Genomic DNA, 14,100 nt, shown 5'->3' with positions numbered 1-14,100 from the left:
CTGAAAATACACACCTCGTCGGGAAAAGTTTCACGCAACGTATCGAGCGTGAAAATCTTACACTTCGCAACAGAATTAAACGATTGAATCGTAAAACACTCGGCTATTCAAAATCCCCTGAGATGCATGACAAAGTTATCGGGACTTTTATTGAAAGAGAATACTATCTTTAAAGCAGAGCAACGGATTGAATACATGACCAGAGTTTTCTGCTCACTATGATAAAATTTCACTAATCTATCGAAAGAAAAAAATAAAAAAAGAGAATTCTGACTATGAAGATTTTTATTTTGAAGTTTTAGATGATGTATATTCTCAATTAAACATGTTATCTATTCAACGGTATGTATTAGGTGAGAAAAAAGAATCAATATTGGAAAAATATTTGAGATATATAAAGAAGGCCTTTACCCATGTGGAATGACCAAGGATGAAAAAATGGTCGCTTTTAATCCATTAGTATTAAAAAATAGTTGATGCATAGTACTAATATTAACCTAGTATCGATTTAGAACTGAGTTTATGTGGCTTTTAACCACATAAACTCAGATTCTGAAGAAATATAAACTGCCACCTCACTTTTGATACTCTCTCTAAACATGATAGTATCGTAAGTTGTTTCAGTTATAGAGGGAGGAAAAATTAATCGTCTCTTGTCAAATTTAATAGTTACTCCACTGCCCTTGTGAATCCCTTCTCTAAAAAATATTATTCCATTTCCAATGATCTATTACCATGGGCATAAACTATTCTTGCGTATAGAGAGTAAAGTGTATCCCAATAATTTTATTCCTAAGTGCAACACCATTTTCTTATTCTTTAATTTCCAAAGGAGTTTTACATTTAATTCCGGTTAACTCTGACAAATCCACCTCATTTCCTGTCGTACGAAAAATTGCTTTACGCCTTTGACTAAATAGATGCTGGCAATGCACACACATATCATTAACATTATTCGGATTTTTAATGGCTTTTAATGTCCTGACAGCATATTTACCACACCGACACCTGACGACATAAATGGCATTACTTTTTCCGTCACTCCGTTGAGACAGAGGGCGGACACCTAACACGGTAAAAAAGCCATATTCATAGCCTTGAATCTGTATCAGTATGTTGATTAAATTAGGCTCCTTTTTACTTAAGCGTAAATCATATGTCGTTTTATAAGGGATAAAATAGTCAGCGGGTTTTTTATTCTTCCTGTTCTTACCCTTTTCATTGGTATCGTTCATCACTTCTTTTCATCCATTTTGTAGCACATTCAATGCGTTCTAATTTAACTCTGTTCATTATTAATTCAATAACGAAAAAACTAACCTTAACATTTAAGTTAAGTCAGCCAAATCGATTTTCCTCATTGCGAAAAATTAAAAATCATGAAAGTTCATATTCCACGAAATACACAGGGTGTATACATGAACCGCAATTTTACAGGATTATTTAAATAAGACATCGAACCAGATGAAAATTTTTACTCACTGTTTTTACGCACTCTTTATTGCCATGAGAATAAGTAGCGAAGCCTCAACGGTTGCGACCCCTGAGGCTTCTATAATGATTAAATACCGTCTATTACCCTGAAAAGGGTATCGATATAAACATGAAAATATAGCTATTTATATATAATAGATACTGACTGAAATGGCATTCAATAATTTACTTTTTTGTGATATATCTCACAAGCATTGTGTTACTGATGTAAAAACAAGACCTAAACTGAGAAGAACATGAATTAAAACATTAACGCAACAATATGACTTATTTTAATTATCGAAACAACGGTCAATAGATTAAAAAAAGGAAAATATCAAATTCAAACTCAACTTAGGGGATAACGTTCTATCCCTTAAGTCTTAAGCACCTAATTTGACTACTTTCCTCGGGATAATACCTTCTGCATCACCATTTGTCCGAACAGGCCGGCTGATTGCCTGACCTGCCCCACGCCCTGGCTCATCATGCCGGCGACATCCCCCATCCGAACCCCTGCCCACGCCAGTGCGCCCAGCCAGACCATTGGCAGGACAATAAACAAGGTTCCCATCACCAGCCCCATGATCAAATCATCTGAAGTATTCTGAATACCGGCCAGATTCAACACGCTATGGGTGTCTGAGCCATACAGGGCATCCAGTAAATAACTGTCCAGCCAGCGGGCGGTTTCCCACCAGAAGGTCAGAAAATTCAACGCAAACAGGGCGAACGTCAGGGTCAGCACGGTCTTAAACTCATACGCAGCAAACAACAGGATCAACGGGATTAAGATATACAGCGCCATCAGGATCACCGCCTGCATCATCGGCAGAGCCTGACGTACCGCATCGAACATGGGCATGCCAAGTAATCCGCCCAATAACACCCCTGCCGAGGCACCCACCCGGTTAGCGCCGTCCAACAGTGTTGGATCGGCATTACCGCCATAGCCGGCATAGACATACCCTTCCTGAGAAACTGTCAGATTTACCGGACTGACCAGACGGCGGATCACCGCTTCTTGATATTCGCGGGTTTCCTTGCCCAGCATTTTGAGGGCTGCCGACAAACGCAGCCAGACTCCCGGATCAGCCTGGGCCAATACCCTGGCCGCCAGTCCGGTTTCAGGGGTTGACCACCAGGCCTGACAGGTGGGATAACCGCCCTGCCCGGTATTGGGCCGGCCACTGTCCCGGCTTTCATTCCACGGAAATAGTACCTTGGGCATTCGGGATTGCAGCGTCCGGTAATCGCCGGATAAGAAGGTGCGACTGCCCAGCCAGTCAATATCATGCAGTGTGGCCGGATCGGGGGTTTGTCCCTGATCCCGTTGTTTCCACTGATACAATGCCAGGGCATAACAGTCATTAGTGAAATCCTGCAATTCCGCCGCCAGTGCCGGGCTATTGATACGGGTGTGCTGTACCTCAAAACGCAGCTGCCTTAAATCCGGCCGGCAGGGAATGGAAGCTACCGCCGCTTGCGTTAATCCCTTTGACAACCGATGCACCACGGCCCACCAGAGGGGCACCGCCGCCGTCTGATTATTCAGGCTGGAGATAACCGGCGCATAACCACTTTTATCCGGCGCTTGCGGTGTCCAGGTACCGCAACTTTTGGCGCGGGACTGCTCGTACTGGAGGGTACTGAGGCTGACATTCACCAGCGGTACACAACACACCACCATGACGAAAAAGGCGCCATACAACGTATTTTCGAGACGGGCAAGCGACTGCAACCCGCCATGACCGTCCTCTTCGTCACCCTCCCGCACTTTCAGCCAGACCGCGATGACCTTTATCACTAAAGGGGTTGTAAACAGTCCGGTGGCAATCAGTATTTGCCATAACCCGTTATTGACCACCCAACCAAGCAGGGTCAGAAAGTATTCCAGATAGCTGTTGGTGGTCATAGCATCCCCCCAATATTCCCTGACAGGGCATATTCGCACAGCAGAATAAACAGCAGGCTGGACACCCTCATCCGTATCAGCGTTACGCGGTGTTCCGTCTGATGTTTTACCCTTTGCCCGATTTTCCGGCAGCTCCAACCCAGTACGGCATACAAGCCTAACCGCCAGACAAACCAGAATCTCCCTGTTTCAGTCACCCAATGGTGCATCCTGATGATATTTTCCGCCTGGTGCAGCCCGACCCAGCCTGTCGCCACAGTGATAATCATAACTAAAGCGATGATGAGTGATAACGCAACCCCTTTTCTGAATACTGAAATCGTCTTTGCCCTCATCGGCCTTACCTGCGCTCACGATTTGGCGCTTCCAGTTGATAAAAACGGACATCGGTGCTGTCCGGCACCTGTTTTTGCGGATGCATTCTGATACGTTGGGTGTCGCGCTCAATAATGGTCAGAATGGCATTGTGGGCCAGTTCGCGTTTCAGCTGCATTTCATTCCTTAACGCATGGATTTCCCGGTCCAGTGCCTCAATCCGCCGTTCGCCTTCCGCCAGGGCTTCCGATTGTGCCGCCGCATTGGGTTCAGACATGCCGGTAATCAGCATTCGCCGCATTAACAATGCCGTCTCTGTGGTTTCGGCCATCGCCAGTTCGCCCGCCAAACGTGCTGTCAGTGCAGCCTTATCCGGATCACGCTGCAACGCCTGAATGACACCCTGAGTTACCGTCAAACTACCGGTTTTCAGTTTCGCCAGATTGGCTATCGTCGGTTTTTCCGTGCCGCTGACCAGTTTCAGCAACTGTTCCATATTGGTTTTGGTATGCGCTTCCAGCATCGGGGCAAAACCCGTTCCTGCTACCGTCGTGCCCGGCTGGTGTTTTTCACCACCGCTGATGCAGTCTGCTGCGTGAGCACAGGTGCGGATTGCCCGGTCGCCCAATACCCTGACCACTGCTTCTGCCGCTTCACTCGCTGTGCTGAATTTACGACAGGCACTGCCCTCACAATTTTGGGTCCTGACCGATGACTGGCTCAGCACCGGCAGCTGATTCATCATATTAAAGCCGGCGCTGGCTAAATCGCGGGTCGGACGAATGGCATGCTGTCCCTTGCCCCCCTGCCTTTGCCCGCCAATCCATGGATGCCCGCCGGCACCGGTCACTTTGCTGCCGACGTTATTAGCGCGCACCGCATCACCATCCCCGCCATTGACCAGACTTTTGTATTCCTGCAAGGCCGCCGATTGAGTCCATTTATTGTTCTGCGCAAAATCCATCATCTTATTGGCCATGGCCTGGCAATTGAACTGGGCTTTGTCGAAGGCTACATTGGCCTGCAAAACGCCGTTAGTCAGCATGTCATACAGCCCCGGATTGGCCCGCTGGATAATCATCGCCGGCAGGCTGGCTACGGCGCCGGTCGCGCCCTGAATCACATCACTCATCAGGTTTTTAAACCCGGCCGTGATACCGTTCAACTGGTTGCTGACGGTCGCTTTCAGGTCAAAATTGCCGCACATCAAATCCGAGCGCCAGCCCAGCTCCAGCCCGCCGAGTGTGGCTGAGCCACTGCGACTGGCGGGTTCAGAAATCACCGAACCGCCCCCCAGGGTATAGAACAGCGTATCGGAAACCGCACCGCTGGCCTCTGCTCCATAACCCAGTGCACTGCGGTTTACCTGCGGTAATGTGAGGGACAGCCCGGCTGCGTTGGACTGTACAGAAGTCATGGCCAGCCCACTGATTATCAGTAATAACGCGTTTATCTTCGTCATTATTCATCCTTTTTTCAGATAGCTGTGCTGCTGAGAAAACGCTGTCCCCGCCGCTGGCAGCAACTGTAAGGCTGCCACAGGGCATAGGCTTGATTGCCATCAATTGCAGCCGAATGTTCACCATCAGGAAACACGGCGCAGGACGGGCTTAGCTTCGGTGATAACCGTTGCCATTGGTGATTTTTCGTGCCGGTATTTTCTTTCACCGGCTCCGGTGGCCAGTAACCGACGGTGGGTGTGCCTTTCAGTGTCTGATAAACATGGGATTGTCCGGTTCGGGTGATGATATCCGCCACCCGCTGCGCCACCACGGCAGCAGCCTTATCCTCATCGGTCTGATTGACAAACCCTGAGCGTGGATAAATATTGCCCCACATATTCCCGGCCATCTGGCTGCCCAGCTCCCGCTGACCGGGAATAAGGGCTTCCGGATAGAACGATTCCGGCAAACCGGAGCGCCACGCCATCGTATCCAGCGTGCTGAGAAAATACGGCATCAACGGGGTGGCTGCACTGCGGCAGGAATACCCGGGGATTTGCCCACCTATCAGGTTGGTCGCAGGATGCCCGATGGCATCGGCATATTTAAAACGCAGGCTGGTACGCCGTTGCCCGGCAATCTGGACATTGTGATGTCCCCCGCCGACATTCAGATGAGATAACGCCCCGGTCACCGTATTTTCCACTCCGCCGGATAATCGGCTGACTTGCGCCATGTCTGACCACGGGTTGCCACCGGGGGCGTGATAGGTGGACACCACCGCTTCGGGAAGATAATGGGTCACCTTAACCGATATTTTCACGGTACAACCGTGCCAGCCACAGAGTAACCAGTAACAGATGCCACTGACCCGCCACTGAATGCAGGCGGGCGAGAGACTGCTGGCGACAATCTGAGCGGTATTGATTGAGGCCTGCGTAACCGGGGAAAATGCCGCTATTAGGGTGATGAACGCAGGAAAAGTCACACGTTGAATACTCATGGTTGAGCCTGCTCCCTGAGTGCGCGAGCGTTCGCCACATCCGCTGTGCCATACACCACCTTCCTATCATCAAATACCACGGCCGGATACTTTTGCACGCCTAATTGCCATGCCCGAACCACCGCACGATAAGCGCTGATCAGTTGTTGTTCCTGCTGACGCCATTGGGATGGTTGCAGTATTACCTGTGCTTGCTTTGTGGCCTGTTGCGGATCGGCAGAAAGTGTGGAGATTTGCTGCTGTTGTTCAGCCGCATCCAGCCAGACGACGTGACTGTCCGGCATCAGATCCCCCGGCGGGTACTGATGGTCGGCATACACCACCGTGCCTGCACCTGCACTCCCTGCCACACACCCTCCCCGCAAAAATATTAAATACGGCTTTTTCATCCTCTCCGCCTCTGTTGCTCTGTTGCAAACCATCAGGCCAGCGTGAAGAAAGCCACCGTAAAAGTCAGCCCGTAACTGATTTTCTGAAAATGAAAATAAACACACCGGCTGACAAAATTTGTAATGAACTCAATGAAAAATATGCCGATAACACAGTCAGCATCCCATCATAATGAGCAACAAGGACATGCATCAATAACGGGCTTTGCCTTTTCCTTTTCTGCCCGGCTATCAGATGGCATATAGCAAAATCACATTTATATGACATAATATTCAAATCCAAGATAACAAGGCATAAGGTGAGATGGGCTACAGTTTAGATTTTCGAAAGCGGGTACTGGCATACAAAGACAAGCATTCGTTGACTTTTGAACAAACGAGTGCCCATTTTGAAATCTCCATGCGCACCTTGTTTCGGTGGTGCAATAAGATAGAACCTTGCATGACCCGCGATAAACCCGCCACGAAAATCCCTGATGCGGTGCTCATTGCGGATGTCCAAAACTTTCCCGATGACTATCAATGGGAAAGAGCAAAACGTTTAGGTGTCTCACAATCGGCGATTCATTACGCCTTGAAACGGCTTCGGATCACCCATAAAAAAAACGTTAAAACATCCTCGCGCTGATCTTCAGGCGCGTCAGGCATTTATCGAGCGCATCAGCGACTATGAACGGACGGGCAGGCCGATTGTGTATTGGGATGAAAGTGGTTTTGCTCAGTCGATGCCACGTCAACATGGCTATTCGGAAAAAGGGTTACGTTGTTTTGGTACGCATGACTGGCACGCAAAAGGCCGTATTAACGTCATTGGTGCCATTATCGAAAATACCTTCGTCACCTTAAGCTTGTTTACCGAGAATATTAATGCCGATGTTTTTTATGCGTGGATGACGCAAGATTGGCTGCCAAAGCTTCCACATGGTGCCGTGATCGTCATGGACAATGCCCCTTTCCATAAACGGAATGACACGATACAAGCGATAGCAGACAGCAGATGTCAACGGGAATGGCTTCCCGCTTATAGTCCGGATTTGAACCCGATAGAACACAAATGGGGCGGAGCAAAAGCGGTAAGGAGGCAAAAAAGATGTTCAGTTGATGAGTTGTTTACGGAACATATTGAATATGTCAGGTTATGTTGATTCTGCTATAAGTCAGCGGAAACCAACAGAAGCCTCATGAGAATAAGGAAAATGATACCCTGTCAATAAAAAAATACCTGACGAAGCTGCAACAGAGGCATTCCCCCGCTGGAAAAAGGCAGACTGGCGGCAGCGCCGACTGATACACACTGACCACCATTATCAATCTTGGAGAGGAATACAATACATGATAAATCCCATGCAAAACGAAATCACCGTTCCAGAAGGCTGGTTTCTTCTTATTAATGGCGAGATCCCCTTTTATTGCGATTGTGGATGTACTGTCGCCGATTTTGCGGCGGCGAGAAAACTGATCGGCTATAACAAAAAAAACGGCATCTATTTCAGGTTCGTCTATGAATCCACTGGCATAGAAGAGTGTGCACCGCAGCCGGGAATATATGTCCTGACTATCAGAAAATACAATTACACCCACAATTCCGGTCATTTTGGCCGTTGTGTTTATGCGGAAGTAAAACAGACACAATGCCCGAAAGAATTTAAAAATATCATGACTGATATGTTAAAAATGTCGGAAGAACAGACCACTTTTGAAGCAATAAAACGGCCAAAACCACAAGGAAAATGCACACCTCAGTTACAGCAGTGCATTAATGATTTTTGTACCCACGTCAAGAAAGATCGCACAGATCAAATTATGGCCTTAGTCACCTCTTCAATGTATGAAGACGGAGAAGAAGATATTCTTTATTTGCGTGAATTGTACTATGACGACTATGAAAATCCCTTTCAGAGAAATAATTTTATTAAAAGTGAAATACATAAAAAAGTGGTATCGGAGATCTACAACTACTTTGAAACACTCGATAAAACAAGAAAACTTGAAAATGGCCGGGATCTTTTTCCCTTTCTGTTTAGTTCCCCAAAATATGATATCAATACCATTGTGCCTAAAAATGTGAGTTTATGTGAAGTGCTTATGAGCATGAGCCATCTTCAGGATGAAAAAATCATGTGATAAAGCGTCAGAAGACTATTCCTCCGGCAGTCAGGTGGGATAACGCACCGGTGACAACATTTTCCAGTCCGCCGGATAATCGGCTGACTTGCGCCATGTCTGACCACGGATTGCCGCCGGGGGCGTGATAGGTGGACACCACCGCTTCGGGGAGGTAGTGAGTGACTTTAACCGACGTTTTTACCGTACAGCCATGCCAGGAACAAAACAGCCAGTAACAAATACCGCTGACCCGCCACTGGATACAGGATGGCGAGAGACTGCTGGCCACAATCTGGGCGGTGTTGAGGGAAGCCTGCGCAAAGGGAGCAAACGCCGCTATCAGCGTGATAACAACAGGAAAAGCAAGGCGTGGTGTCTTCATGGCTGGCGCTGCTCCCTGAGGGCACTTGCTTTTGCCACATCCGCCGTACCATACACGACATCCCGGTCATCAAATACCACCGCAGGGTATTTACGCACGCCTGATTGCCAGGCTTTAACAACAGCACGATAAGACTGAATCAGTTGCTGTTCCTGCTGATGCCATTGGGGTGATTGCAGAATAGCTTGTGCTTGAATAGCGGCTTGCTGCGGATCGGCAGAAAGGTGAGCGAAGATTTTCTGCCGCTGTTGTTCAGCCACATCCAGCCAGACAATTTGTGTCTCCGGGGAAAGATTGACGGGAGGATGCTGACTGTCAGTATAAATAACCACTTTCGCATTAGCCGATAATGAGGCCAGCACGCCCACCCAAAGCAATAAAGCCGACTTCCACATAGTCCACTTCCGTTTTATTAAGCACCAGGATAGCCTGAAGAAATGTATTGTAAAAATCAGCCATTAATTAGTTTTCCGAAAAATGAAAAAAAGGACTGAAGAGCAAAGCAAAACCACCCTGTTATTCATTAACGACTGCATGCAAATCCTGTCATCGGCCAGCCATTTCGCATCCACCGATCTGTTTCTGCCCAAAACGCCCATTTCGCCTGATACTCTGCTGAACCTGAGCTGGCCGCCAGGTAATCCGTGGCGGTCACATAAAATTCCCGCGCCCAGCCATCATAAAGGTAAAAGTTCCCCCATTCCTCATAGAGCCGTTCCAGGGCATATTTGGTGGCAATCCGGCTGCCGAGTGATTGGCAAAGCTGTTTCGCATGAGAATAAAAGTCTTTTGTCAAGCCGGAGCGCTCAAACCAGGTGTGAACCGTCAAGGTCAGTGCGACCTGTTGCCCGGTCTCATCAGTGCCGGTGAGCCTGACTCCGTCAGGATTTTGTTGCACCGTCACCCCATCCCCCGATACCGTCACCGAGGGTGAATCACTCTGCCAGCTTACCCGGCCTGTATTGCCGGCCGTGATAAGGCGAAATTTTGCGCCACGCCAGAGTACGGAAGGCCCCCGGAGACCAAACGATTTCTGGTTGGCATTGCCACCCTGGCGGTCAACGGCAACAATATCCTCAATACGCAGCGGTGAGACAAATTCGATCACCGGCGATGCTTGTTGCTGATCACCGATCCGCGCAGTAACCACGCCTTTTCCGGGACGGTGGCTGACAACAGTCGCCGTTGCATTGCCCCAGTCGTCTGTGCGGGTTTCCGCAGAAATCATCTCGCTGAAGTCCCCCGACCACTCAACCACCTGATCCGAAAGCCCCCGGCCACGGCTGTCCATCACCGTGACGGTGAACGTCACCTGCTCGGTGCCATCGGCGGCTGCGCGGGTTTTATCCACCCGAACGGTTGACAACAAAACTGCCTCAAATGTGATCATGGGCGCGGCCACCAACTCATCGCCAACCCGGATCTGTACCTGATGCGCGCCTGTTACCGTACTCTTCAGCTTAACCTGCGTTTGTCCCTGACTGTCTGTTTCTGTCTGTCCTGAAGACAACACACCGCGATCCGTTTGCCAACTCACCGGCTGATTTGTCACGGGTGATCCCCGCGAGTCTTCCACCGTGGCGGTCAACACCACCGTATCCTGACCATCGCTTTTCGCCCAGGCCTTATCCACGGTGATCGCGGGTTTCAGCCGGCGTTCAAACGTCACCGGAGCAGCATCAAGGGTTTTTCCCGCCACCTCGGCTTTCACTGTTGCCCTCCCTGCGATGTGGCTGATTAACCGGGCTGTCGCTTCTCCCTGACTGTTTGTCTGTTCCTGCCTGTCCAGCAGTTGCCCGTTATCCGCTGACCACTGCACTTCACTGCTGGCAACGGGGTGATCCGCTGCATCGCGCACGCTCACCGTATAAAGGATGCTGTCCTGACCATCGGCAATCGCGGTTTGTTTATCCGCCTGAAGCGTATAAATTAACGAGGCGGTAAAGGTAATCGGTGAAGACACCATCGTTTCGCTGCCAACCGCCACCGTCACTGCGGCATTTCCTGATACTTTGCTGGTTAAATAGGCGGTGGCCTGCCCTTTCCCATCAGTCATTAATGAAAATGAGGAGAACTGACCGAGAAGAGTCTGCCAGCCAACAGCCTGATTGGGCACAGGTTGACCATCGGCGTTTTTAACCGTGACCGTCAAAGTCGCCCTCGATTTCCCATCCGCCTTAACTCTGTGCTTATCAATGGTGATCTCGGGTATCAGCACCGCATCAAACTGGACTGAAGGTGCAACAACAGATTCTTCATCTACGGAAACATGTACCGCATGCAACCCCTGTTGACGGCTGCGCAGCACGACCGATGCCTGCCCCTGCGCATCTGTGTTCTGCCGGGTTTGGGATAATTTACCTTTATCACTTGACCAGATAACAGCCTGATGAGGGACAGGAGCGCCTTCCTGATCGGTGACAAAGACGGTATAGATCACACTGTCATGACCATTGGCTTTTGCCTGCATTTTATTCGCTGTCACCTGCCATCGCTTTTCGGTCGACAGACTCACCATCATGATTTCTGCCCGGTTGGAGCGATTACCCCGATTATCAACGGCAACCCCCGAAAGCCGGACGGGTTTTCCCGTGGTTTTCGGCAACCGTAATGTCACTTTCTCCGGCCGTTGATCAAGTATTTTTCCGCCTGCCTGCTGTAATTCAGCCGTATCCAGCTCTAAACGTGCCAGGGGATATTGGGATTGGATAACCGGCACAAAGGTCACTTCCTTGCCTTCATAGCCTTTAACCGAGGTCGGAAAGGCCAGCGTCAGCAGCGTTTGCTTTTGATAATCCAGTACCATATCACTGCGCCGGTTCACAAAATCCCACTGACTGGATCTCAGGCTGCGCAGGGGTGCGATTGCGTTCGGGTCAAGCTGATGGCTGAACGGAACACCCAACCGATAATTGAGATTCAGGGTAAAACGGTTCTCACTGCTCCCTTGTTTACCCTGCCGAAAATCGGCACCCAGTGTCACTAACGGCACGGGCGTGTAAGTCAGCCCGGCGGTGACGCTGTACGGATTTTTCTGGCGTTCTGCTTCACCGAATAAGGCAACCTGCTGCCCATAATAGTGTTCATACTTCAACTGTCCGCCCCAGTGAGGAAAAGCCGGCAACCAGGCTTCGGCCTGAATATCCCAGCCATTGGCCGGTCTTGCATCGAAATCTGTGAGCCGGGCGGGCTTCCAGTGAGATAAGCGCCGGTAAAGATTGGCGGACAGTTTGACGTTATCATGCCAGGCTTCCAGCCCGATGCTGTAACGGTGATGCTGCTCCGGCCATAACGCATCCCAGAAGACATTGGCACCCCAGAGCCAGTCATCGGCTAAATAGCGATAGCCGAATCCGACTGCCGTTGTTGTTTGACCATGATGGGTTTTTACCCCTAGCTGACTGAATGCGGTACCCGAAACCGAGTGATAAAAAGGCAGCACCCCATCCAATGCAACGTCTTTTAACGCAAAATGGCTGTCGAAAGAGAGTGTGAGGCGGGCATTGCCGTATTGATTCAACCACGGTGTCAGTGTTGAGATCACCGCAGACGATAACTGCTGGGTGGCCATTGCTTTTGCTGCCTCACTGGGCGATTGCGATTGGGTAAGTTGCCCCCATTGGGCGGCGCTTTCAGCTAATTTATGTGCAGCTGAGTTGTCTTCATTTCGGTGGTCTGGCGTAGCATGACTATGAAGACTCAACGATAGACTCAATAGACCAATAATCAGGGAATTTGCCTTATCGGGCAGAGAAGATTGGATTTTTTGCAGCACTGGTATGTTACCTTTTTATTATGATGAAAGTGGTAACATGCAGAAAAGGCAATACAAATACCGCGTTTAATTCTTTTTCCAATAGTGGAAATTAGATAAAAAAATCAAATGATTTTCACCTATTGAGAGCAAATCTCAATCTCCATAGCTAATATGGGTTAGAAGATACAATCCCAAATGCTGCCTAAACTTTTTCAATAATAGCACAGTGACATTTACTGCCCATCATAGATAAATACAAAAATAATTAAATTTCAATTATATAAATGCAAATTACAATTAAATGAATTTCCTGGATAAAGACATTTAGACACTTCTTAGATAAAAACAATAACAGAAATACAAGTGATATTGATTTTTATTATTGATAAATATAAAATAAATCATTACTATAATTTATATAACTTTATTCTATGGAAAGAACTTCCCTCACCGTTGTAAAGATGCCAATACTGATTTTACTGCTCATGTCCGGAAAAACAAGCGCATCTTCTTTTATCAGCCCTGCCGATCAGGAAACAATTATCCAGCAACAAAAAGAGTTATTAGAGCAGGCACAACAACAACGCCATGCTATACGTAATGGTATGACGTTAACGCTACCGACCTCATCAACATCTGATGGTGAAGAATCATCCTGCCATCTTATTCACCAAGTTCAGTTTGACGGCGCAGAAAACCTCTCAGCACCAGCGCAACAAGCATTATCCCAACCTTATCTATCTCGTTGCCTGACCGCCAATAAAATTAATGAATTAGTCCGCAAGGTATCAAATACCTATATAGAAAAAGGCTATGTGACTTCCCAAGCAGGATTAAAAGCGCAGGATTTATCCACCGGCATTCTGACGATTACCGTTACAGAAGGAAAAGTAGGCTCCATCCTGCTTGACGGCGAAACATCCCTTGCCCTGAAAATGGTGTTTCCCAATATGGTCGGCAAGGCCCTTAATCTGCGGGATATTGAGCAAGGCATGGAGCAATTAAACCGCCTGCCTTCCCAGCAGATAACCATTGATATCCAGCCAGCTAAACAACCCGGTTATTCTGACGTCATTTTAAAGCGAACGGCTTCCCGATTACCAGTCAATGCCAGTCTGGGTCTTGATAACAGCGGGCAAAAAAATACCGGAGCAGAACAAATTAATACCACCTTAGGATTGGATAATTTACTATACGCACTTAACTTGAAGATGCAGGTCTTAGAATCTGAAAGTTATCAGTCAGTCGGGTAGTCAACTCTTTCGCTTTTTCTGGCAAGGTAATATGAAAAAAGCGGCGAAGTGCTTCACGGAACGTT

13 protein-coding genes and 2 pseudogenes are annotated in these 14,100 nt (G+C 48.4%); 5 read left to right on the top strand and 10 right to left on the bottom strand.

The annotated features are described in order from the left end of the window. A partial coding sequence (locus Xenpb_RS18025) for an IS1 family transposase (protein WP_222942853.1) occupies positions 1 to 173 on the top strand: 173 nt, incomplete at its 5' end. Positions 174 to 812: 639 nt separating this feature from the next. Here Xenpb_RS18025 and Xenpb_RS18020 read toward each other — a convergent pair. The 6 genes from Xenpb_RS18020 to Xenpb_RS17995 form a co-directional block, all read right to left on the bottom strand. Next, the gene (locus Xenpb_RS18020; protein ID WP_187655545.1) at positions 813 to 1,235 is read right to left on the bottom strand and encodes a hypothetical protein; all 423 of its coding nucleotides are present in this window, start codon (positions 1,233 to 1,235) and stop codon (positions 813 to 815) included. Positions 1,236 to 1,873: 638 nt separating this feature from the next. Continuing rightward, the gene (locus Xenpb_RS18015; RefSeq protein ID WP_187655544.1) at positions 1,874 to 3,388 is read right to left on the bottom strand and encodes a conjugal transfer protein TraG N-terminal domain-containing protein; all 1,515 of its coding nucleotides are present in this window, start codon (positions 3,386 to 3,388) and stop codon (positions 1,874 to 1,876) included. Next, on the bottom strand, positions 3,385 to 3,723 hold the full coding sequence (locus Xenpb_RS18010; RefSeq protein ID WP_187655543.1) for a hypothetical protein: 339 nt from the start codon (positions 3,721 to 3,723) through the stop codon (positions 3,385 to 3,387). Before Xenpb_RS18010 ends, Xenpb_RS18015 begins: the two co-directional genes overlap by 4 nt. A gap of 5 nt (positions 3,724 to 3,728) precedes the next feature. Further along, entirely contained in the window at positions 3,729 to 5,120 is a 1,392-nt protein-coding gene (locus Xenpb_RS18005; RefSeq protein WP_255523189.1) for an integrating conjugative element protein, read from the bottom strand. Positions 5,121 to 5,179: 59 nt separating this feature from the next. Beyond that, entirely contained in the window at positions 5,180 to 6,148 is a 969-nt protein-coding gene (locus Xenpb_RS18000; RefSeq protein WP_187655541.1) for a TIGR03756 family integrating conjugative element protein, read from the bottom strand. Continuing rightward, positions 6,145 to 6,537, bottom strand: a complete 393-nt coding sequence (locus tag Xenpb_RS17995; protein WP_187655540.1) for a TIGR03757 family integrating conjugative element protein — start codon at positions 6,535 to 6,537, stop codon at positions 6,145 to 6,147. The genes Xenpb_RS18000 and Xenpb_RS17995 overlap by 4 nt, the downstream gene beginning before the upstream one ends. Before the next feature lie 304 nt (positions 6,538 to 6,841). On the opposite strand from Xenpb_RS17995, the gene Xenpb_RS17990 reads away from it, so the two are divergent. From Xenpb_RS17990 to Xenpb_RS17980, 3 genes are all read left to right on the top strand, one after another. Continuing rightward, on the top strand, positions 6,842 to 7,165 hold the full coding sequence (locus Xenpb_RS17990; protein ID WP_187655539.1) for an IS630 transposase-related protein: 324 nt from the start codon (positions 6,842 to 6,844) through the stop codon (positions 7,163 to 7,165). Next, positions 7,134 to 7,682, top strand: coding sequence for an IS630 family transposase (locus Xenpb_RS17985; protein ID WP_368666842.1), 549 nt, complete (start codon positions 7,134 to 7,136; stop codon positions 7,680 to 7,682). The genes Xenpb_RS17990 and Xenpb_RS17985 overlap by 32 nt, the downstream gene beginning before the upstream one ends. Positions 7,683 to 7,869: 187 nt before the next feature. Next, positions 7,870 to 8,661 (top strand): hypothetical protein, encoded by a 792-nt coding sequence (locus Xenpb_RS17980; protein ID WP_187655537.1) that lies wholly within the window; start codon positions 7,870 to 7,872, stop codon positions 8,659 to 8,661. 19 nt (positions 8,662 to 8,680) lie between these two features. Here Xenpb_RS17980 and Xenpb_RS17975 read toward each other — a convergent pair. The 3 genes and pseudogenes from Xenpb_RS17975 to Xenpb_RS17965 form a co-directional block, all read right to left on the bottom strand. Continuing rightward, positions 8,681 to 9,025 (bottom strand): annotated as a pseudogene (locus Xenpb_RS17975) (TraU family protein); the annotation flags it as partial. Then, positions 9,022 to 9,420, bottom strand: coding sequence for a TIGR03757 family integrating conjugative element protein (locus Xenpb_RS17970; protein ID WP_187655536.1), 399 nt, complete (start codon positions 9,418 to 9,420; stop codon positions 9,022 to 9,024). The pseudogene Xenpb_RS17975 and the gene Xenpb_RS17970, both read right to left, overlap by 4 nt. A 128-nt stretch (positions 9,421 to 9,548) precedes the next feature. After that, complete coding sequence (locus Xenpb_RS17965) at positions 9,549 to 12,800, bottom strand: inverse autotransporter beta domain-containing protein (protein WP_187655535.1); 3,252 nt, start codon at positions 12,798 to 12,800, stop codon at positions 9,549 to 9,551. A gap of 467 nt (positions 12,801 to 13,267) precedes the next feature. On the opposite strand from Xenpb_RS17965, the gene Xenpb_RS17960 reads away from it, so the two are divergent. After that, entirely contained in the window at positions 13,268 to 14,035 is a 768-nt protein-coding gene (locus Xenpb_RS17960) for a ShlB/FhaC/HecB family hemolysin secretion/activation protein (protein WP_255523188.1), read from the top strand. Here the strand turns inward: Xenpb_RS17960 and Xenpb_RS20135 are convergent. Continuing rightward, positions 13,983 to 14,100: pseudogene (locus tag Xenpb_RS20135) on the bottom strand (IS630 family transposase); the annotation flags it as partial. The gene Xenpb_RS17960 and the pseudogene Xenpb_RS20135 overlap by 53 nt on opposite strands.

Origin of the sequence: Xenorhabdus sp. PB62.4 (assembly GCF_014467285.1) — a bacterium.
In the GTDB taxonomy this organism is placed as follows: Bacteria; Pseudomonadota; Gammaproteobacteria; order Enterobacterales; family Enterobacteriaceae; genus Xenorhabdus.
The sequence above is the reverse complement of the archived record's forward strand: the minus strand, read 5'-3'. Positions and strand labels throughout refer to the sequence as shown.